The sequence below is a fragment of the Nitrospirota bacterium genome (assembly GCA_040757335.1).
Classification (GTDB): domain Bacteria; phylum Nitrospirota; class Nitrospiria; order 2-01-FULL-66-17; family 2-01-FULL-66-17; genus JBFLXB01.
Map to the genome: position 1 here is coordinate 15234 of JBFLXB010000030.1, position 18283 is coordinate 33516.

The 18283-nt window shown below is 63.1% G+C and carries 20 protein-coding genes; 15 read left to right on the forward strand and 5 right to left on the reverse strand.

Annotated features, from left to right (window positions below; genetic code table 11):
* Nucleotides 1–61: 61 nt before the first annotated feature.
* From AB1451_13925 to AB1451_13970, 10 genes are all read left to right on the forward strand, one after another.
* Entirely contained in the window at nucleotides 62–1387 is a 1326-nt protein-coding gene (locus AB1451_13925) for a replication-associated recombination protein A (protein ID MEW6683992.1), read from the forward strand.
* Nucleotides 1388–1453: 66 nt separating this feature from the next.
* Nucleotides 1454–2056, forward strand: coding sequence for a 5-formyltetrahydrofolate cyclo-ligase (locus AB1451_13930; protein MEW6683993.1), 603 nt, complete (start codon nucleotides 1454–1456; stop codon nucleotides 2054–2056).
* A gap of 24 nt (nucleotides 2057–2080) precedes the next feature.
* Nucleotides 2081–2950, forward strand: coding sequence for a bifunctional methylenetetrahydrofolate dehydrogenase/methenyltetrahydrofolate cyclohydrolase FolD (gene folD / locus AB1451_13935; GenBank protein MEW6683994.1), 870 nt, complete (start codon nucleotides 2081–2083; stop codon nucleotides 2948–2950).
* A 201-nt stretch (nucleotides 2951–3151) separates the two neighbouring features.
* Nucleotides 3152–4030: a methylenetetrahydrofolate reductase gene (locus tag AB1451_13940; protein ID MEW6683995.1), complete on the forward strand. Its 879-nt coding sequence runs from the start codon at nucleotides 3152–3154 to the stop codon at nucleotides 4028–4030.
* Between the two features lie 2 nt (nucleotides 4031–4032).
* The gene (gene panB, locus AB1451_13945; protein ID MEW6683996.1) at nucleotides 4033–4833 is read left to right on the forward strand and encodes a 3-methyl-2-oxobutanoate hydroxymethyltransferase; all 801 of its coding nucleotides are present in this window, start codon (nucleotides 4033–4035) and stop codon (nucleotides 4831–4833) included.
* Between the two features lie 402 nt (nucleotides 4834–5235).
* Nucleotides 5236–5973 (forward strand): carbon monoxide dehydrogenase beta subunit family protein, encoded by a 738-nt coding sequence (locus AB1451_13950; GenBank protein MEW6683997.1) that lies wholly within the window; start codon nucleotides 5236–5238, stop codon nucleotides 5971–5973.
* 3 nt (nucleotides 5974–5976) lie between these two features.
* Nucleotides 5977–7254 carry a transketolase C-terminal domain-containing protein gene (locus AB1451_13955; GenBank protein ID MEW6683998.1) on the forward strand — a complete coding sequence of 426 codons (1278 nt, stop codon included), beginning with the start codon at nucleotides 5977–5979 and terminating at the stop codon, nucleotides 7252–7254.
* A gap of 28 nt (nucleotides 7255–7282) precedes the next feature.
* Nucleotides 7283–8164: a thiamine pyrophosphate-dependent enzyme gene (locus AB1451_13960; GenBank protein MEW6683999.1), complete on the forward strand. Its 882-nt coding sequence runs from the start codon at nucleotides 7283–7285 to the stop codon at nucleotides 8162–8164.
* Nucleotides 8165–8207: 43 nt separating this feature from the next.
* Nucleotides 8208–8927, forward strand: a complete 720-nt coding sequence (locus tag AB1451_13965; protein ID MEW6684000.1) for a 2-oxoacid:acceptor oxidoreductase family protein — start codon at nucleotides 8208–8210, stop codon at nucleotides 8925–8927.
* A 29-nt stretch (nucleotides 8928–8956) separates the two neighbouring features.
* Complete coding sequence (locus AB1451_13970; GenBank protein MEW6684001.1) at nucleotides 8957–9220, forward strand: 4Fe-4S dicluster domain-containing protein; 264 nt, start codon at nucleotides 8957–8959, stop codon at nucleotides 9218–9220.
* 292 nt (nucleotides 9221–9512) lie between these two features.
* On the opposite strand, the gene AB1451_13975 is transcribed toward AB1451_13970, so the two are convergent.
* Both AB1451_13975 and AB1451_13980 read right to left on the reverse strand, forming a co-directional pair.
* Complete coding sequence (locus AB1451_13975) at nucleotides 9513–9938, reverse strand: DUF1841 family protein (protein MEW6684002.1); 426 nt, start codon at nucleotides 9936–9938, stop codon at nucleotides 9513–9515.
* A gap of 9 nt (nucleotides 9939–9947) precedes the next feature.
* Nucleotides 9948–10232, reverse strand: a complete 285-nt coding sequence (locus AB1451_13980) for a hypothetical protein (GenBank protein MEW6684003.1) — start codon at nucleotides 10230–10232, stop codon at nucleotides 9948–9950.
* A 218-nt stretch (nucleotides 10233–10450) separates the two neighbouring features.
* Between AB1451_13980 and AB1451_13985 the strand changes: the two genes are divergently transcribed.
* The gene (locus AB1451_13985; protein ID MEW6684004.1) at nucleotides 10451–11200 is read left to right on the forward strand and encodes a hypothetical protein; all 750 of its coding nucleotides are present in this window, start codon (nucleotides 10451–10453) and stop codon (nucleotides 11198–11200) included.
* Between the two features lie 4 nt (nucleotides 11201–11204).
* Here the strand turns inward: AB1451_13985 and AB1451_13990 are convergent, their stop codons facing one another.
* Nucleotides 11205–12737 carry a fibronectin type III domain-containing protein gene (locus tag AB1451_13990; protein MEW6684005.1) on the reverse strand — a complete coding sequence of 511 codons (1533 nt, stop codon included), beginning with the start codon at nucleotides 12735–12737 and terminating at the stop codon, nucleotides 11205–11207.
* A 175-nt stretch (nucleotides 12738–12912) separates the two neighbouring features.
* Between AB1451_13990 and AB1451_13995 the strand changes: the two genes are divergently transcribed.
* The gene (locus tag AB1451_13995; protein ID MEW6684006.1) at nucleotides 12913–13659 is read left to right on the forward strand and encodes a competence/damage-inducible protein A; all 747 of its coding nucleotides are present in this window, start codon (nucleotides 12913–12915) and stop codon (nucleotides 13657–13659) included.
* A 254-nt stretch (nucleotides 13660–13913) separates the two neighbouring features.
* On the opposite strand, the gene AB1451_14000 is transcribed toward AB1451_13995, so the two are convergent.
* Nucleotides 13914–15074: a fatty acid desaturase gene (locus tag AB1451_14000; protein MEW6684007.1), complete on the reverse strand. Its 1161-nt coding sequence runs from the start codon at nucleotides 15072–15074 to the stop codon at nucleotides 13914–13916.
* A 162-nt stretch (nucleotides 15075–15236) separates the two neighbouring features.
* The gene (locus tag AB1451_14005; protein ID MEW6684008.1) at nucleotides 15237–15590 is read right to left on the reverse strand and encodes a protease inhibitor I42 family protein; all 354 of its coding nucleotides are present in this window, start codon (nucleotides 15588–15590) and stop codon (nucleotides 15237–15239) included.
* Nucleotides 15591–15781: 191 nt separating this feature from the next.
* Between AB1451_14005 and AB1451_14010 the strand changes: the two genes are divergently transcribed.
* The 3 genes from AB1451_14010 (at nucleotide 15782) to AB1451_14020 (ending at nucleotide 18256) form a co-directional block, all read left to right on the forward strand.
* Nucleotides 15782–16570 (forward strand): enoyl-ACP reductase, encoded by a 789-nt coding sequence (locus AB1451_14010; GenBank protein ID MEW6684009.1) that lies wholly within the window; start codon nucleotides 15782–15784, stop codon nucleotides 16568–16570.
* Nucleotides 16567–17484 carry a phosphoserine phosphatase SerB gene (gene serB / locus AB1451_14015; protein ID MEW6684010.1) on the forward strand — a complete coding sequence of 306 codons (918 nt, stop codon included), beginning with the start codon at nucleotides 16567–16569 and terminating at the stop codon, nucleotides 17482–17484. Before AB1451_14010 ends, serB begins: the two co-directional genes overlap by 4 nt.
* 154 nt (nucleotides 17485–17638) lie before the next feature.
* Nucleotides 17639–18256 carry a VOC family protein gene (locus tag AB1451_14020; GenBank protein MEW6684011.1) on the forward strand — a complete coding sequence of 206 codons (618 nt, stop codon included), beginning with the start codon at nucleotides 17639–17641 and terminating at the stop codon, nucleotides 18254–18256.
* The last annotated feature ends 27 nt before the right edge of the window (nucleotides 18257–18283 follow it).

Below are 18283 nucleotides of genomic sequence, written 5' to 3' on the forward strand. Positions count from 1 at the left end.
CATATTGCACGTCAAACGCCCCGTATAATCAAGTGCGATTCTGTGGTAGCATCCCGTCTCGATGGACCTGTTCGCCGCCGACTCACCGCAATCCGCTGAGCCCCGCCCGCCGCTTGCCGAGCGGATGCGGCCCCGGAGTCTGGAAGAATTCGTGGGGCAGGAGCACCTGGTGGGCAAAGGAAAGTTCTTGTCCATGGTGCTGCAGACGGACCAGCCGCCGTCGTTGATCTTCTGGGGGCCGCCGGGATCCGGCAAGACCACGCTCGCGCACCTGATCGCCACCAGCACCAAGTGCCGGTTCGTGTTCTTCTCCGCCGTGTTGTCCGGCGTCAAAGAAGTCCGTGAACTCGTGGCCGAGGCGCGCGTCAGGCGGCAACGCGGGGAGCGCACGATCCTCTTCGTTGACGAGATTCATCGGTTCAACCGCAGCCAGCAGGACGCGTTTTTGCCGCACGTGGAGGACGGCACCATCGTGCTGATGGGCGCCACGACGGAAAACCCCAGCTTCGAAGTTAATGCGCCGTTGCTCTCGCGCTGCAAGGTGCTCACGCTCAAACCCCTGCGCGTCGAGGAAGTGGTGGCGGTGCTGCGTCGGGCGGTTCATGACCGGGAGCGCGGGTTGGGGGATTTTCACGTCGTGTGCGACGACGCGTTGTTGGCCGAGATCGCGGAGTGGGCCGAGGGCGACGCGCGGCGCGCGCTGAACCTGCTCGAACAGGCGGTCGCCCTGTGTCCGATGACCGACGGTCGATGCGTGCTCCATCCGGCCGAGGTGCGTGAAGCCGCGCAGCATCGCGTGCTGCTGTTCGACCACGGACGCGAAGAGCACTACAACGTGATTTCCGCGTTCATCAAGAGTCTGCGCGGGAGCGACCCCGACGCCGCGGTGTATTGGCTGGCGCGGATGCTGGAGGCCGGGGAAGATCCGTTGTTCGTCGCGCGCCGCATGGTGATCTTCGCGTCCGAAGACGTGGGCAATGCGGACCCGCAAGGTCTGGTCGTGGCCGTGGCCGCGTTGCAGGCCTTTCACGCGGTGGGCCTGCCCGAGGGGTGGATCCCGTTGAGCCACGCGGCCACCTACCTGGCGTCCGCTCTGAAAAGCAATGCCAGCTACGTCGCGTACCGCCGGGCGGCCGCTGAAATCCAAGAGACCGGCACGCTCCCGGTCCCCCTCCATCTTCGCAACGCCCCCACCAAGCTGATGAAGGCCGAGGGCTACGCGGAAGGCTACCGGTACCCGCACGACTTCCCGGGCCACGTCGTGGCGCAGCAGTATCTCCCCGATCAACTGGTGGGACGTCGCTACTACGACCCGAGCGACGAAGGCCACGAACGAGACATCCAACGCCGCCTCCGAGCCTGGCGAAAAGAGCCTCCGGAGGAGTGAGTCGTCCGCTGGTCGTGCCGTGCCCCGCTTGATTGTTCCCCAGGGGCTTGCTATCCTGGCGCCGCCGTGGGTGCCGCTGAAGAGCGCGAACGTGTGCGCCGGGCGGTGTTGGCTCGACGAGACCAACTCGCGCCCGAGACCCGCACGGAGTTCAGCCGGGCGATCAGCGAACGGTTCTGGAACCTGGAGGAACTCCGCGAGGCGGGCACGATCCATCTCTCGTTGTCCGTGGGCAGCGAAGTTTCGACCCAAGGCATGGTGACCGAAGCCCGCCGCCGGGGTGTCCGGGTGGTGGTGCCCGTGACCGTTCCGGCTGAGCGGCGTTTGCTCCTGACCGAACTCGTGGACGGCGTGACCCTGGTGCCGGGCCCGTTCGGTATTCCCGAACCCCCTCCGGAGGCGAGGGTCCCCGTGGCGATCGAGGCCCTTGGGGCGGTGGTGGTCCCGGGGGTGGCGTTCGACCCACGCGGCAATCGGCTCGGTTGGGGTGCCGGCTATTATGACCGGCTGCTGGCCGGCGTCGGACCGGGTATTCCGGTCGTGGCGCTCGCGTTCGAATGTCAGATCGTTCCGACGATTCCATCGCTCGGCCACGACGTGAGGATGTCGGTGATCGTCACGGAGCAGCGAGTCATCCGCTCGGGGGGCGAATTGATCATTGATCGATGAAAGTGAGCAAGAAGGGAGGGACGGGTGGCGGCGCGATTGATTGACGGCAAGGTCGTGGCCAAGGCGGTCAAAGAGGACGTGGCCGGGCGCGTCCAAGCGCTCAAAGCCAAGGGCATTCGGCCCGGACTGGCGACCGTACTCGTGGGGGACGACCCGGCGTCACACGTCTACGTGCGCAACAAGCAGCGGACGTGTGAAGAACTCGGCATGCACACCATCGGCCACCATCTGCCCGCCGCCACGTCGCAGGACGAGTTGTTGGGCCTAATCCATCGACTGAACGACGACCCCTCGATTCACGGCATTTTGGTTCAGTTGCCGTTGCCGAAACCCCTTCGGAGCGAGCCCATTCTCAGCGCGATGTCTCCGCACAAGGACGTGGACGGCTTGCACCCGTTCAACATGGGCAAACTGCTGATGGGGGAACCGCGGTTCGTGCCGTGCACCCCGGCGGGCGTGTTGACGATGCTGGACTATTACAAACTGCCGATCGAAGGGAAGACGGCGGTCGTGGTGGGGCGCAGCAATCTGGTCGGCAAGCCGGCCGCCCTCCTGTTGATGCACCGGCACGCGACCGTCACGGTCTGTCATTCCAAGACGCCGGATCTCGCGGAGGTCTGCCGACGGGCCGACATCTTGGTGGCGGCCATGGGCAAGGCGCGGTTCATCACCGGCGAGATGGTCAGGGACGGAGCCGTGGTGATCGACGTCGGAATCAACCGTCTACCCGACGGTCGGTTGGTCGGTGACGTGGATTTCGAGGCGGTGGCGCCGAAGGCGTCGTGGATTACGCCGGTGCCGGGGGGGGTGGGCCCCATGACGATCGCGATGCTCATGCAGAACACGCTGCTGGCAGCGTCGATGGCCGCGGACGTTGGGTCCCATCGCCATTGAGGATGGCGTGTCCGGCCGCGAAACGCGCCGGATGGTCTAGGAGACTATCGGAGATTTGACCAGCTAAGGCCGTTCAGGAAAGCGCCAGATGCAAGGCGCCGCGAGCACCGGAGCGCAGCGTACTGAGTTGTACGTGAGCACCGGAAGCGCAGCGGCAACGCAGCAGATGGCCTTTCCTGGACGGCCTCCGAAGGAGGGAGCATGCGGCGATTGCGTGAAGTGGTCGAGGCCGGGGACTTCGCGGTCACGGTAGAATGTGAGCCCCCCAAGGGGACGGACGTCACCACGGTGCTGGCCCGGACCAAGGGGCTGTTGGGCCGCGTCCACGGCATCAACGTGACCGACAATCAGGCCGCGGTGATGCGGATGTCGTCGCTCGCGATGTGTCGGTTGCTCTATGAGCAGGGGCACGACCCGGTGCTGCAGATGACCACGCGGGATCGCAACCGCCTGGCCATCCAGTCCGATCTGTTGGGGGCGCACGCGTTGGGCGTGCGCAACGTGTTGTGCCTGCGCGGCGACGACCCCACGGTGGGGGACCATAAGGATGCCAAGCCGGTGTTTGACTTGGACGCGGCGCAACTGCTCGGAGTCGTGAACGGTCTCAACGGCGGGAAGGATCTTGCGGGCAACGCCTTGAAGGGCACGACGGATTTTTTCCCCGCGGCCGCGGTCAGCCCCGAGATGCAGCCTCCCGATGGGCAACTGGCGGGCCTCGAAAAGAAACTTCGCGCGGGGGCCCGGTTTTTCCAGACCCAGGCGGTGTACAACCCGGATCGCTTCACGGCGTTCATGGAAAAAGCGCGCCCGCTGGGCGCGCGGATCCTCGCGGGGATCGTGGTGCTCAAGTCGGCCAAAATGGCCGAATACATGAACAAGAACATTCCCGGTATTTCGGTGCCCCAAGCGCTGATCGACGAACTGGCGGCCGCCGGCAAAGAGCAGGCGCTCGGGGTCGGGATCGAAATCGCCGTCCGCTTGATCGCGCAGATCCGCGACGCGTGTCACGGCGTGCACATCATGGCGGTGGGCGCGGATCAAGCCATTCCCGAAATTCTCGACCGCGCGCGTCTGGGATGACGGTGTCCGACCGGGTCACAATCCCCGATCTCCAACGCCGGAAATCCGAGGGGCGGCGGATCACGATGGTGACCGCGTACGACTATCCCTTCGCGCGTATCGTCGACGACGCGGGGATCGACGTGGTGCTCGTGGGCGATTCCCTCGGGATCGTGATCCAGGGGCATAAGACCACGTTGCCCGTGACCATGGACGAGATGATCTACCACACCCGCATGGTCTCGCGCGGAGTTCGGCGTGCGCTCGTGATCGGCGACATGCCGTTCATGTCGTTTCAGGTCTCCGACGAGGAAGCGGTGCGCAACGCCGGCCGGTTCCTCCAGGAAGGCGGAGCCGCCGCGGTCAAGCTGGAGAGCGTGCCGGCGATGATGTCGCGGGTGGCGGCGATCGCGGCCGCCGACATTCCGGTGATGGCGCACCTCGGGCTCGCGCCGCAATCCGTCCATAAGATGGGCGGCTACAAGGTGCAGGGCAAGACGCCGGGGACGGCGCAACGGTTGCTTGACGACGCCAAACGCGCGGAAGACGCGGGCGCGTTCGCCGTGCTCATCGAGGGCGTGCCCACGGCGGTGGCGCGAGAGATCACGCGGGCGCTCTCGATTCCCACGGTCGGCATCGGGGCGGGTCCCGGGTGCGACGGCCAAGTCCTGGTGCTGCACGATCTCCTGGGATTGTTCGACGAGTTCAGCCCCAAATTCGTCAAGCGGTACGCCAATCTCCGCGAGGCCGCCGTCGCCGCGCTGACCGCTTATCGTGAGGAAGTGATGGCGGGCAAGTTTCCTTCCGAGCGCGAAAGCTACTAGCGAGGCTGTCCAAGAGCGGCCATCTGCGGCGTTGCCGCTGCGCAGCCGGTCCTCGCGTCCGCACTTAGTACGCTCCGGTCCGGTGCTCGCAGCGCCTTGCATCTGACCACTCCTGAACAGCCTCCGCTTCGCGGGAGAACTTCTTAAAAAGCGGCCCTGATCACGGAGTCGAACGCCGAGGCGGTTCACGTTGACAAGGTTTTGGCTGGGTCGTTATAGTGGGGCTCCGGTCCTCCTTTGCCTTGGAGGCATGGGGCCGAAAGTCCTAGCTCTTCGTTAGGTCTTCTGCAGAATTGACGCGGGGTTAAGAATTCGATATTGTACCCCGAGATAACCCCGGGTTTTGCGTTTGTGAATCAGTGAGTTTGGTCGGAACACGCGAGGTGAGAGGAGCCGTCCCCCATGTCGAGTGCGACAAGTCAATTGCGTTATCAAGTCCTACCCGGTCCTGAGGGGCTGCTGCCTCCTTCGGCGTCCGCAATGGGGGTGGTGCTCCCCCAGGACGGCGAGGGATTGGTCGAAGGTGTCCTGACCGCGGAAGACCTGGCCCTGAAGGCGGCGGCGCGGGCCATGCTCACGCGCCGGAATCCGACGCTCTTTCCGGGTCCGCTCGTGGTCTGGGGATGGAACAAGCACACGCAGGAAAAAGCCAGCGTGGTCCTGGAGATCGCAGCCGAGATCCCGGGGGTCAAAATCATCCCCATGCCGGACTACCGGCCGATTTACCCCAAGATCGATCCCGAAGCCGTGATTAATCCCTGCCATCCCAACCTGACAATCTGGCACAACAAGATCGAGGCGTGCATCTTCGTGGGGGTGCATTGTCATTTTGCGAACGTGACCCTGAAAATGGTCCGCGCGGGCACGAACTGTTACACCATCGCGCTGTGCGCGGAAGCCGGGCACGAAGACGCGATGGTCTCGCTCCCGAAATGCGGGACCGAGAAGCTGCAGAAGATGGTCAAGGCGTTGCGGCAGGTCAAAAAAGAGGGCATCACGCCGTGGGCCCTGACGCCGAACGGCAAGCGCGAACTAGAGGCGGAGCGGGACCAGCGGAGAAAACAGCGCGAGGCGATTGCGTCGGCGGCGCCGGACTTCGCCCACGAACTCGTGGCGGGGCTGGACGAAAACGAGGAGTGAGTCATGGCTGAAGGGCTCGAGACCGAAGTCAAAACGAACCCCCAGGGCGACGTCATTACCACGACCGAAGCCCCCAAGAAGGAACAAAAGGAAAGCAAGGCCGCCAAACAACGGGTGGTGACCCCCGAACATCTCTTTTTCGAAGCGCCCCGCACCAAGACCTTTATTACCGGCAGCGAGGCCGCCAAAGAAGCCATTCGTCGGGCCAACGTTGATATCGCGATCTCGTATCCGATCACGCCGCAGAGCGAAACCATGCAGCAGGTCGGGTACCTCTACGCCGAAGGGTATCTCAAGGACTACTACCGGGGTGAAGAAGAATACGGCGTGATGTCCGCGGTGGCGGGAGCTTCGCGATCCGGCGTGCGCGCGCTGACCGCGACGGCGGGACCGGGGCTGATGCGCGGGATGGAGGTGATCACCTCGTGGCCGGGGGGCCGCATGCCGCTCCTCCTCATGGTGATGTGCCGCGTCATCAACGCGCCATTGGCGATCCAGCCGGACAACGTTGAGTTGTCGTATCTCCTCAATTGCGGCATTCTGGTTTTTCACGCAGAAAACCAGCAGGATTTCTACGACTTTCCGCTCAAAGCGTACGTCATCGCGGAGAAGTGCGAGGTGACGTTGCCTGCCGCGGTGGCGGTGGACGGGTTCTTCGTGACGCACGCCCGTGGGTGGGTCGAGTTGCCTCCGGAAGACATCAAGCTGCCTCCGCGCGACTGTTATCACGAAGCGGTGCCGATGATGGACAACGAGAACCCCCCGGCCCGCCTTTCGCGCGACGCGCCGATCCAGAAGAGCAACTTCATCAGCTATCAGATGCACGCGTCCTGGCAGCAGGAGATCTGGGCGGCCGTCGACCGTGCGCGGCCGTGGGTGAAGAAATATATGGGCGGGCTGATCGAAGTAGTCAATCCGGGCGCGGACACTATGATCGTGGCGTCGGGCAGCGCGGTGTCGCAGTCCCGCGAGGCGGTCCGACAGGCATCTGAACGGGGGGACCGCATCGGTCTGGTGAAGATTCGGTCGCTGCGGCCCTGGCCGACTCAGGAGCTGATCGAGGCGTGTCGGCACGCCAAGCGCATCATTGTTCCGGAGTTTAACTGTGTCGGTTGGCTGGCCAAAGAAGTCCGGTCGACGTTGTACGGGCACACCCAGGCCGAGATTGTTTCGGGGCCCAGGGTGTTCGGCGGGATGTCCATGCCGACGGAGCTGATCTTGGAGTACCTCTACAAGACGCCCAACGAGGCTCGGTTGACGGACAAGCCGTTGTCGATTTGAACCGGCGAAAGCCAAGAGGAGAAGACTCATGTCACTCGAGACACTAAAGATTTCGCCCGGCTTTGAGTCCTATATGCCCAAGGAGTACGTTGACCTGGTCGAGCGTGGACCTTACGGCCGTGAAGTCAAGGTCAGCGAGATGGGGACATTCAAAGAGATCCTTGAAGAGCACCCGATGTGCGCGGGGTGCGCCATGACCTTGTTCATCCGAACGGCGCTGATCGGCCTGCCGGCTCCCGAGCATACGGTCATTTTGGGCACCGCCGGGTGCGGCCGTCTCGCGCTGTCGCAGGCGTCGATTCCCTTCATCTACGGCAACTACGGCGACACCAACGGCGTGGCGTCCGGTCTGAAGCGGGGATTGGGAATCCGGTTCCCCAACCAACAAAAGGACGTCGTGGTGATGGCCGGCGACGGCGGACTTTCCGACATTGGGTTTAGCTGCGTAATGCACTCCTGGTTCCGCAAGGAAAAATTCACGACCGTGATGCTCGACAACGAGGTGTATGGGAATACGGGGGGCCAAGAAAGCGGCATGACCAATAAGGGCGTGGTGCTCAAGATGGCGCCCCACGGGAAGAAGTTTGAGAAGATGGACATGATCGGTCTCGCGAAGACGGCCGGCGTGGCGTACATCGCCCGTCTCGCTCCGACCAATCCGACCCGAATCGCGAATACCATCCGCAAGGCGGTCTTGATCGCCCGCGAGGTCGGACCGACCTACGTGCAGGCCTACACGTCGTGCAACATCGAATACGCGATCCCGACCCCGAAAGTGATGGACGACGCACGGGCGGTGGAGAAGGATCGCTACGGCTTCATGGAGATTATCTCCGACGAAGCCAAGGCCTACTTGGAACGGATCGAGCAGGAGAAAAAGGCGAAAGCCGTGGCAGGGCCGAAGGCGTAAACGTGGTTGGACGACAGCGTCGAGGACAACAGGAGCGGGCGTTATGAAGCGGTATAACATCCGGATGGCCGGCATCGGCGGGCAGGGCGTGGTGACGGCGTCGCACGTGATGAGCAACGGGGTCATCATCGCGGGGGGAGAAAGCACCCTCGTGCCCTTCTTCGGGTCGGAAAAGCGCATGGCGCCGGTGGAAAGCTACGTGCGCGTCGCCGAGGGCCGGATTTTTGAGATCGGCGAAATCATCTACCCGAACGTCATTATGATCTTCCACACCCAGGTCATCACTCACGGGAAGTCGTATACCATGCCGTTCTATTCGGGCCTGAAAGACGACGGCGTGGTGTTGATCAACTCCGAACATCCGTTGGAACTCGAACCGGATCAGGAGCGCGAGCTTCGCGAAAAACGGGCCAAAGTATTCTATGTCCCGGCCAGCAAGCTGGCGGCGGAGATCGGCGGCACCGAGCTGGCCACCAACATGGGTATGGTGGGCGCGGTTGCTGGGACGATCGGCCTGCCCGACTTGGCCTCGCTCGAACAGTCGGTCAAGGAGCGCTTCCTCGGGAAGGGCTTCGTGGTGTCGGGAGGCACGGCCTCGCTCGACAACGTGATCGAGAAGAAATTCGGCAAGAAAGTGGAGTTGATTCAGAAGAACATGGATGTGATCAAGGCGGCGCACAAGTACGCGCTGGATCACAGATGGAACGAACTCACGGCGACTCAGGCGGCCGCGGCGAATACCCTGGCTGCGGCTGGTCGTTAGTCGGCAGTACCTTGAGACAGGAGTGACGCATGTACGCAGTGGCGCAGATCGATGTCGATATCTGTTCAAAAACGAGTTGCCGGCTTTGTACCCAGTTCTGTCCAGAGTCCAATACGATTAACTACGACGTCAAGCGCAACACCGCGTACGTGGCGGTGGATCGCTGCAAAGGATGCGAAATTTGCGTGGGCATCTGCGACAACCTGGCCAAACATCACGCGATCAAGATGGTGCCGATCACGGAGGTTGTGGCGGGCTACGAGATTTCAAAGCTCGGCTTCCACAAGTTTTAGGGGACGCGAAGGACGCGAAAAGGCCGGCCACCCGGGAAGGGGGCTGGCCTTTTGCCTTTCGAGGCGCGGGGTGATGCTCGTTGTCTGTCCACGCTGCGGCCGGGAGAACGTCACCCGGTCGAGCTTTTGCGAAGGATGCCTCTACGAATTTCCGTCGGAGGCGTGGGAGTCGCGACGCTTGATCTGCCCGGAATGTCGGTACGAGAACTCGTATGACAACCAGCATTGCGAGCGCTGCCACGAGCCCCTCAAACCCGGGCAGTCGGAATAAACTCCGTCGGGAACCTTTCTCCTACTCGGGAGGGAGTGCGAGCTGCTTGAGCAACTCGGCGTAGGTGCCTTCTTCAAACTGTTGCCCGCGCCGGAAACTCGTAAAATACAGATCGGCATACACGGACGCGATGGCGTGCACCGCTTCGTGGCGATCCACCCCGCGCCGGAGCAGCGTGGCCAGCGTATCGGTGATTTCAGGCGGCGATTTTTCGGTCAATTGTTTTTCGATGAGCACGTGCAACGCGGTATGGATAAACGGATTCACCACGGTGCCGTTGATTTCCTGGGGCGTGGCGGAGAGCTCGCCGAGCTCCCACAGCGGGTCCAGTTCGGGGTGGAGATCCATGGCCTGGGCGATCAACGCCTCCTCGCCTTCCAGCGCGGCTTGTCCGCGCTTTTTGGCGATCGTGGTAAATCGCCATTGGTTGTCCCGGTCGAATAACACGGTTCTCCGTTACGGGGTGTCGGTGGTGTGGATCCGGCGAACGGATCCCGTGCCGCCGTAGACCGCGAAGATTTTCTTGCCTTGGCGGACGTGGTAGTTGGCCCACGCGGGACTCTGATCCCCGTATCTCGCGTCGGGGTCCGTTCCCTGGGCCTTCAGGAAGTCGGGATAGGTCAGGCCGGCCTCGTACACGTCGGCGAGCAAGCAGTCGGTACGAAACCCCTTGCCGTGGAGTGAAATCTTGCCGAGCAGCTCTTCGATGGCTTCGGGGTCATTTAGCTCGATCGGTTCCATCTTACACTCTTTGCTCCGGGACTTTGCAACAATGTAAGATCATTATAGGAAAGAGCTGTGTATGGGTTCAAGGTTGCCGGAAACCCGGCGTCGGATCATCCCCGTGGAACCAGGAATCTGGCACGTATCCGACCGAGTGAAAACGTGGTGTCTGAGGGTGGGCATATCTTTTGAATTATTTGGATTGATACGCGAAAACCGTAACGCGGGACCGGTGGGTGATTAGACGGTTGATCAAAAGGGTGGTCATCACGGGTGTGGGCACACGGGCGGCCGGCCATGCCGTGGACGCGTTCAAACGGCGGGGCTGGCTCGTGGTCGGGGCGGATAAGGAATTTCACCCGCAGCACGTCAATCAATTCTATATCGTGTCGCGTGGAGATCACCCCGGATTCGTCGACGAGTTGTTGATGTTGGTTGGGAGAGAGCGGACCACTCTCCTGGTTCCCACGCGAGACGTTGAATGGCTGCCCATCGCGCGGCGGAGTCAGGACTTCCGCCGGCTTGGCGCCGCAGTTTTTATTCCGGAACCCGTCATCGTCGAGGACATCGTCAGCACGCGGCAGATGACCTCCCTGCTACGACGTGCGGGTATCGACGTGTGGGAGTCCGCGGTCTTCCCACCACCCCCGATGCACGGCGTGCAATGGTTCGAGGTCACGGTGTGTCGGGATGGAAGGATGCCCTACGAGTCGTTCGTCTGCGCGGTGCACGAGCTGGATGTCGGCGACCCTGCCTCCGCGCCGCGAGTCGAGCGCCGAAAAGGGGAGCCCGAGGTCGAGGAGTTGGCGGTTCGAACCGCGCAGGCGTTCGGACTGCCCGGACCGTCCACCGTGCACCTCCGACGCGACGCCGACGGCCGGCTGGCCGTGGCCCGCGTTGCGCTCACTCCGTGCGAATATGCACCCCTGACCGACGACGTACTCGACGCGTTTCTCGCGCTGTGGGAGCGCGTCCAGCCGCCCTAATCGATCAGGGCACCGAGAGGCTGTGTGATACGGCGGGGGAGCCTTCGACTTGTACCGCGAACGTGTACCGTACTCCGCTCTGTAACTCGCCATATCGGTAAGCTGTCGCAAGAACGGGCGTCGATCCCATCCGGAGCGCACCCCCCCCGTCCTGTTCCCACCAGTAGAGTCGGTACCCTGACCGTGCGGGGCTGATCGGGCTCCAACTGACGAGCACCTCCGCATTCTGAAGGGTCACCGCCAGTCCGGTCGGCGCGGGATTTGGCGCAAGCACCTCGTCGCGGTAGGTCGACGTCGTGAGATCGGCAAAGGTCGCAATCAGTTCAAACGGGCTCGTGGATGTCGGGGCGCGATACAGCCGCTGGCCCATGAGGCTTCCGCCGGTCGGCGGCGTCCAGGACAAGTCCCGGGCGTAGGGCGAGTCAGGTGGTTCGATGCTCGCTACCTGAATATCGGCGGATTCACTCGAACCATCGAATCCACGGATCACATAAGGGTAGACCGCACCAGGCGTATGCGGGACGGGAACGAACGCGAGTGATTCGTCCGGGGGGAGCGGGCGCCCTGACTCGGTTCCTTCATCGATGCGCGGGCTCGCCACGCCGTCGTTGATGGCTTCGACCCGGTAGGCGTAGGTCACTCCAAATTGCGCCGGCATGTGGACGTAGCGGTTCTCTCGGAGTGGGGAACCATCAGATGCGCTGAGTTGTTGCTCCAGCCCGTCCGGGAGTGTCTTCACGTAAATCCGATACTCCCGCGCATGTTCGGTCTCCGACCATGACAGCTGGACGGCTCCTTGGGGCGTCCCGATCGGATTCGCTTCGGTCTTCACGATAACGATCCGGGCCCGGACATCGGTAAACACCGGGCTTCCAGGCGTGGCCGGCATCGGCACGGCAGTGACGGCGGACGACCAGGGTCCGAAGGAATTACCGAATTGACCGCGAATGCGGTACTGATACCCGGCGCAGGCAGGGTTCGAGGTTGGGGCGCAATTGAGGAGGGAACTATGGACGAACGGGGGCATGACGGGATCGGGGACCGAAAACTTACCGAACTCGCTGACTACCTCGACTTGATATCCGGTGGCCCCTTCGACAAGATCCCAATCGAGTGTGACCTGGCGATCCCCGGCGATGGCCCGGACATTCTGGGGCGCTTCCGGATCCGGGCCTGATGGCGTGATGGTCACGACCGGCGAAGGCCGACCAGGCACTCCTCGGTCGTCGACCGCAATGACGACGTAGGCAAGAGTCGCGCCGAATTCAGACGCTTGGTGAACATACGGGGGGGCGGATGTTCTGCTTTGCGTGCCAGATGTTGTCGTGACGGTGGGGGCTTGCGCCCAATACACAAGATACGATGAGGCGCCCGCAACCGGTTCCCACGAGAGGGTCACGCTGAGACCGGCGGTCTGAATCGTGAGATTGGCTGGCGCAGGAAGGCGGGTCTGCTCCGGGAGATCGGTTCCGGCTGTTCCGCACGCGCACAGCGCGCTCATGAGACCGACGAACACCGACCAACGTGCGTACCGCATGGCCCATTCTAGCACGCCAAGGACAGCGGCCGCACCCGACGTTTCATCGGCCCTGGAACCTCCGGCTTGTCCGTCCCAGCGCCGAGGTGGTAGACTCGCGGCGCTATCCGGGTATCCGATGTTGCCATTCGACAAAGGTCTGGTGGGTGATGCGTCCGCACCCAACTCATCCCCCGTGCCTCCTATCATTCGAGCCGAAATCCTCATTATCGGCAACGAGATTCTCTCCGGAAAAGTCGCCGACGAACACACGGCGTTTTTGTGCCGGGAGTTTCGCGAACTCGGGGTGGATGTCCGGCGGGTGGTCGTGATCCCGGACGAGGTGGACGTCATCGCAGACGCCGTTCGGAACGCGTGGGATCGGGCGGATCTGATCGTCACGACCGGGGGCGTGGGACCCACTCACGACGACGTGACCTTGGCCGGTGTCGCCCAGGGCCTCGGCCGTCCCCTGGTGCGCCACCCTGGGTTGGCGGACCTCGTTCGCGAAGTCTACGGAGTCTCGGACAACCCGCACGTGAATCGCCTGGCTGATGTGCCGGAGGGGGCGGTGTTGCTGACCGCCGCGGGGATGCGGGTCCCGGTGATCACGGTGGAGAAGATCTACATCTTCCCGGGAGTTCCGGAGATCTTGCGGAGAAAATTCGACGCGATCAAGTCACGCTTTCGCAGCGCCCCGTTCCATCTGCGAACGATCTACCTTCGGGTCGGGGAAGAACCGATCGCCGCAATGCTGTACGACGTGGCCGACCGTTTCCCGAACGTGGCGCTCGGGTCCTACCCAGTGATCGCCCGACCCCAGTACCGAACCAAGCTCACCCTGGAGTCGAAAGACGCCGGGACGGTAGACGCGGCGTTCGAGTTCCTGATCGCGCGCTTGCCGGCTGGATCCGTGGTGGGAGTGGATTGCGAGCCGGCCTAGCAGGAGACGCCGACAAGGGCGTACATGCCCAGTACGCCTCGAGATCGGAGCCTGTTCAGGAATGCGTCAGCTGCAAGGCGCCACGAGACCCGGAGGGAGTCGAGCCACCGGCGTCGGTGACCTCCGCACTCCCTGGCTGTTGGAGCACCGGAAAGCGCTTCGCGCAGACTTATCGCGCTGTCAATGGCCACTTCCTCTTGCTTGGCGAAGCAAGCGCAGTGGCAACGCAGCAGATGACTATTCTGGACAGGCTCCTAGGCCGCCGCGGCTTCGAGCAGCAAGACCCACGACGCGTGGGTGTGAAGAAACTGGCGGCGAGCGGTGGCCAGTTCCTCTTTCAGGGCGGCCGCGAGATGCCGGCGTCGTTCATCCATGGAGCGCTTCGCAGCGGCGTATTCCACTTTCAAATGTTCCCACTTCGAGCGCGCCGCCACCAAAGCCTCGTGCGCGGCGTGCAGCTTGTGCTCCATCGCGGTGCGGAATTCGTGCGAGCGCCGCGCGAGTTGACGCTGAGCGAGCACCCGCTGAACCTCAAGTTTCGCCTGGAAAATGTGCGCCGCTTTGGCGGTTCGCAACCGCTGCGCCCAACCAATGAATGCGAGCGCGTTGATCAGCCACTTGGTGGGGTCCCAGTGGTACCACTTGATGCCGTTTCGGTAATCGTATTGGAATTGATGGTGAAAGTTGTGGTAGCCCTCGCCGTAGGTCAGCAGGGCCACGAGCCCGCTGTCGCGTGACGAGTCCTCGATCGAATAGGGTTGCTTGCCCAGGAAGTGGCACAAGGAATTGATGAGAAAGGTCGAATGGTGCACGATGACGGTCCGTGCGACGCCCACCAGCAGGAATCCTCCCCACCAGTCCCCGACGGTCCACCCGAAAAGCAGCGGCAGCACGCCGCCCACGCCAATCGCGATCGGAACGTAGTACCGATTCTGCCATCGGACGAGGGGGTCCTTCTGCAGGTCTTGGACGTTACTGAAGTCGTAACTCGGCTTCTTGAAGAAGATCCAACCGATGTGCGCCCAGAAAAATCCCCGCTTGATGTTGTAGGGGTCCTGCTCCTTGTCGACATACAAATGGTGGACGCGGTGGTCGGACGCCCACTTCAGGGCGGAGTTCTGGCACGCCGCTGCTCCGAAGACCAAGAAGAACGCTCGCACCGGGGCAATCGTTTGGTAGGCCTGATGCGAGAAGAGGCGATGGTAGCCTGCCGTGATCGAGAGCCCAGTCGCCGCCAGATAGAAACCAAAAAGGGCCACGATCGGCCATGAAAAACCGACGGTCGCGAGATGCAGGGGAACCCCCACCACGGCGACCGCGAACGTGCTGATCAGAAACAGGGTGTTCACCCAATCCACGGTCTGACGACCGGTTGGTGTAGTATTCGCAGTCTCAACCGCTTCCGTAGCCTTCATCACTCTGTTCTCCAATCGTTCAGTCGTGCGATCCCGGACCACGATTACCGACCAAGGTCATCGTAAATTCCGGCGAATATAAGGGACCCCGTCTTCGCTGTCAAGCGTGCCGAACCGTTCCGAACCGCCTGGCCCTAAGTATTAACGCAGCCGGCTGGATCGTCAATTGAGCGGGTGGGGGCTGGATGGGGCGGCTGGGCGAATTCTGATCAGGTACTGGCGGCGATTTCCCGCAGAGAACTTCCAACCGACGCGGTATTCCAAGTCAAGGGCGTGCTCTCCGGGGGTCTTGGCGAGAAACGTGAAGGTTCGCCGTCCGTAATCGGCGGTATCCACGTTTACCGTGCGCTGATAGTCGTCATCGATGAGATCAAAGGCAACGGGGTCGTACCGAGGAGTCCAACTGTAACCAGCGGTCCGGTCTTCCCATAACGTGATCTCGAAGGTGTCTCCTGCTGTGGCGTCGAGCGTTTTCGCCGAGTGCTGCTGCGTCGTAACCAATGGCCCCTTCCCCATCTTGTTTACGTTGCGCGCATCATACCACAAACACGAGGTCGACGTCACCAAGTCTGCGAAGACGCACGCTGGTTGCTGCGCTACGCGCAGAGAGCCCGCGGCATCAGGTTCTCGGCGCGCCCTTGGCGCGTTGCGCGTTTGAAAACGAGCTGGGCTTCCGGTATCATCGGCCACCGGGGTGGAGGACCGCGATGGGCGTGTTGGACGGCAAGACGGGCGTCGTGATGGGAGTGGCCAGTGAACGCAGCATTGCCTGGGGGATCGCTCAGGCGTTGCACCAAGAAGGTGCTCGACTCGCGTTCACCTACGCGGGTAAGGCGATGGAGCGGCGGGTTCGGCCGTTGGCGGAATCGCTGGGGTCAAAGACCGTCGTGCCGTGCGACGTCACCAACGACGACGAGATTGCTCGAGCGTTCGACATGATCGGCGGCGAGTTGGGGGGACTCGACCTGTTGATCCACTCGCTGGCGTTCGCCACTCGCGAGGACCTCAAACAGCGGTTTGTGGACACGTCGCGGGACGGGTTTCGCGTGGCGCTGGACGTGAGCGCCTACTCGCTCATCGCCGTTGCTCGCGCCGCGTTGCCGCTGATGAAGGGCCGCCGCGCCAGCATCGTGACGCTGTCGTACTACGGGGCTGAGAAGGTGATCCCCAATTACAATGTGATGGGCGTGGCGAAGGCCGCGCTGGAAGCCGGGGTCCGTTATCTCGCCGCGGATCTCGGACCGGAGGGCATCCGGGTCAACGCGATCTCGGCGGGTCCCATCAAGACCCTGGCCGCGGCGGGTATCGCCGGTTTTCGCGAGATGTTACATCGGGCTGAAAGCAGTGCGCCGCTGCGCCGCAACGTGACCTTGCAGGACGTCGGGGGCGCGGCCTTGTTCCTGTGCAGCGAGTGGGCGGCCGGCGTCACCGGGGAAATCCTGTATGTGGACTGTGGTTACCACATCATGGGGATGGGAGATCTCTCCCCCACGTGAGCCACGGCGATCAATTCGTCCTGACCGCTCTCGCTGAGTCCGATCCCTCGTCCGCCATCGACGCCGCGACGGCCGTGCTGAGCGGCCAGGGAGTCCGGGTGCTGGACCGGCGATCCATCGGGGCCGGTCGGTTCCAGGGGGTCGCCTGCGACGTACGCGCGTCAGCTCCGCTGGTGTGGCGCGACGCGACGCGAGCGTTGCGGCCGCTGCAGGCCCGCTTCGGCGCGGACCTGGCGGTCCTCCCCGCGGACCCGGCGCGCCGCGCTCCCAGACTGTTGGTCATGGATATGGACTCCACGCTCGTCCAGAGCGAAGGGATCGACGAACTCGCGAAGGAGGCGGGGGTGGGCGAACAGGTGGCCGCGATCACGCGTCGGGCCATGAACGGCGAACTGGACTTCCGTGGAGCGCTCACGGAGCGTGTGGGGTTGCTGCGAGGGCTGTCGGCTGACGCGCTTGTGCGCGTCGAAGGGCGGACGCGGTTGACGTGGGGAGCCGAGACCCTGGTGGCCACGCTCCGGAAGGTCGGATGCGCCATCGCCGTAGTGAGCGGGGGGTTCGACTACTTTACCGACCGACTCAAAACCCGCCTCGCTCTCGATCACACCTTTGCGAACCGCCTCGAGATCCGGGACGGTCGGCTCACGGGACGGCTGCTGGGCGACATCGTCGACGGGTCCCGTAAGGCTCTGGTCATCGACGAGTTGGCCGACCTGTATCAAACGGACCGCGATCGTGTGGTCGCCGTCGGCGACGGGGCGAACGACTTGGCGATGCTTGATCGTGCGGGGCTGGGGGTGGCCTTCTGCGCCAAACCCGCGGTGCGCGAAGCCGCACCCGTCACGGTCAGCGTCAAAGACCTGGCGGCCGTGTTATGCTTGCTCGGGTACACCGAACAGGAGTTCGCCCTATGAGCCTGTCCATGAATGGTCATCTGCGGCGTTGCCGCTGCGCATCCGCTCCTCACGTACGGACCCAGTACGCTCCGGTGCGGTGCTCGCGGCGCCTTGCATCTGACGCATTCCTGAACAGGCTCCGATTGCGGAATACACGGAGAGGGTCCCTCTGATGCAGACCGTCGCTGATTTGGTCCGAACGTACGATGCGCCGGTGGCGCGGCTGGTCGAGCGATACTTTGAGGACAATGAGGCCGCTCGCGCGGCGCTGGATCTGGCCAACCGAGCCGGACGGGAGTTGGTGATCGATCACATCACTATCCGCACCCGGCGAGTCGATGAGCGGGCTCAGGAATTCCACCGCCTGGGCTTCCAATACCGCGACGAACTGATCGAGTATCCCGATCAAGGGTGGTGGGCCAAGGTGTATCGGAAGGCCGGGATGCCGGCGGTGTTCATCGATCAGGCGTACGACGACGCCCGCGGCGGGAAAAGCCTGCTGCCTGCGTGGGTCGACCGCTTTGGCGACCAGGTGCTCCACCACATCGCGATCCGAGTGCCGGATATCGAGGCGGCCAAGGCGGAGCTCGAACGAGCCGGCATCCAGTTCTCCGGATCGATCGTGGGGCCGCGGGGCACGCGTTTGCGCCAGATCTTCACGGCCGCCGAGGTGCGCGACGGCCAGGCATTTACGGTGTTGGAGTTGGCCGAACGCAACGGGTACGAAGGGTTTGTGCCCGAGCAGGCCGATGGGTTGATGCAATCTTCGATCGTCAAAAAGACGGCATGATGAGATCGCGCATTGGGATACAGGGGG

What these genes read in the sequence shown, in the direction of transcription:
- AB1451_13990 (MEW6684005.1), bottom strand. Translation starts at nt 12,737, where the DNA reads ATGCGGTACGCACGTTGGTCGGTGTTCGTCGGTCTCATGAGCGCGCTG.
- AB1451_13925 (MEW6683992.1), top strand. Translation starts at nt 62, where the DNA reads ATGGACCTGTTCGCCGCCGACTCACCGCAATCCGCTGAGCCCCGCCCG.
- AB1451_13965 (MEW6684000.1), top strand. Translation starts at nt 8,208, where the DNA reads ATGAAGCGGTATAACATCCGGATGGCCGGCATCGGCGGGCAGGGCGTG.
- AB1451_13950 (MEW6683997.1), top strand. Translation starts at nt 5,236, where the DNA reads ATGTCGAGTGCGACAAGTCAATTGCGTTATCAAGTCCTACCCGGTCCT.
- AB1451_14010 (MEW6684009.1), top strand. Translation starts at nt 15,782, where the DNA reads ATGGGCGTGTTGGACGGCAAGACGGGCGTCGTGATGGGAGTGGCCAGT.
- AB1451_13955 (MEW6683998.1), top strand. Translation starts at nt 5,977, where the DNA reads ATGGCTGAAGGGCTCGAGACCGAAGTCAAAACGAACCCCCAGGGCGAC.
- AB1451_14020 (MEW6684011.1), top strand. Translation starts at nt 17,639, where the DNA reads ATGCAGACCGTCGCTGATTTGGTCCGAACGTACGATGCGCCGGTGGCG.
- AB1451_14005 (MEW6684008.1), bottom strand. Translation starts at nt 15,590, where the DNA reads ATGGGGAAGGGGCCATTGGTTACGACGCAGCAGCACTCGGCGAAAACG.
- AB1451_13960 (MEW6683999.1), top strand. Translation starts at nt 7,283, where the DNA reads ATGTCACTCGAGACACTAAAGATTTCGCCCGGCTTTGAGTCCTATATG.
- AB1451_13940 (MEW6683995.1), top strand. Translation starts at nt 3,152, where the DNA reads ATGCGGCGATTGCGTGAAGTGGTCGAGGCCGGGGACTTCGCGGTCACG.
- AB1451_13970 (MEW6684001.1), top strand. Translation starts at nt 8,957, where the DNA reads ATGTACGCAGTGGCGCAGATCGATGTCGATATCTGTTCAAAAACGAGT.
- AB1451_14000 (MEW6684007.1), bottom strand. Translation starts at nt 15,074, where the DNA reads ATGAAGGCTACGGAAGCGGTTGAGACTGCGAATACTACACCAACCGGT.
- AB1451_13980 (MEW6684003.1), bottom strand. Translation starts at nt 10,232, where the DNA reads ATGGAACCGATCGAGCTAAATGACCCCGAAGCCATCGAAGAGCTGCTC.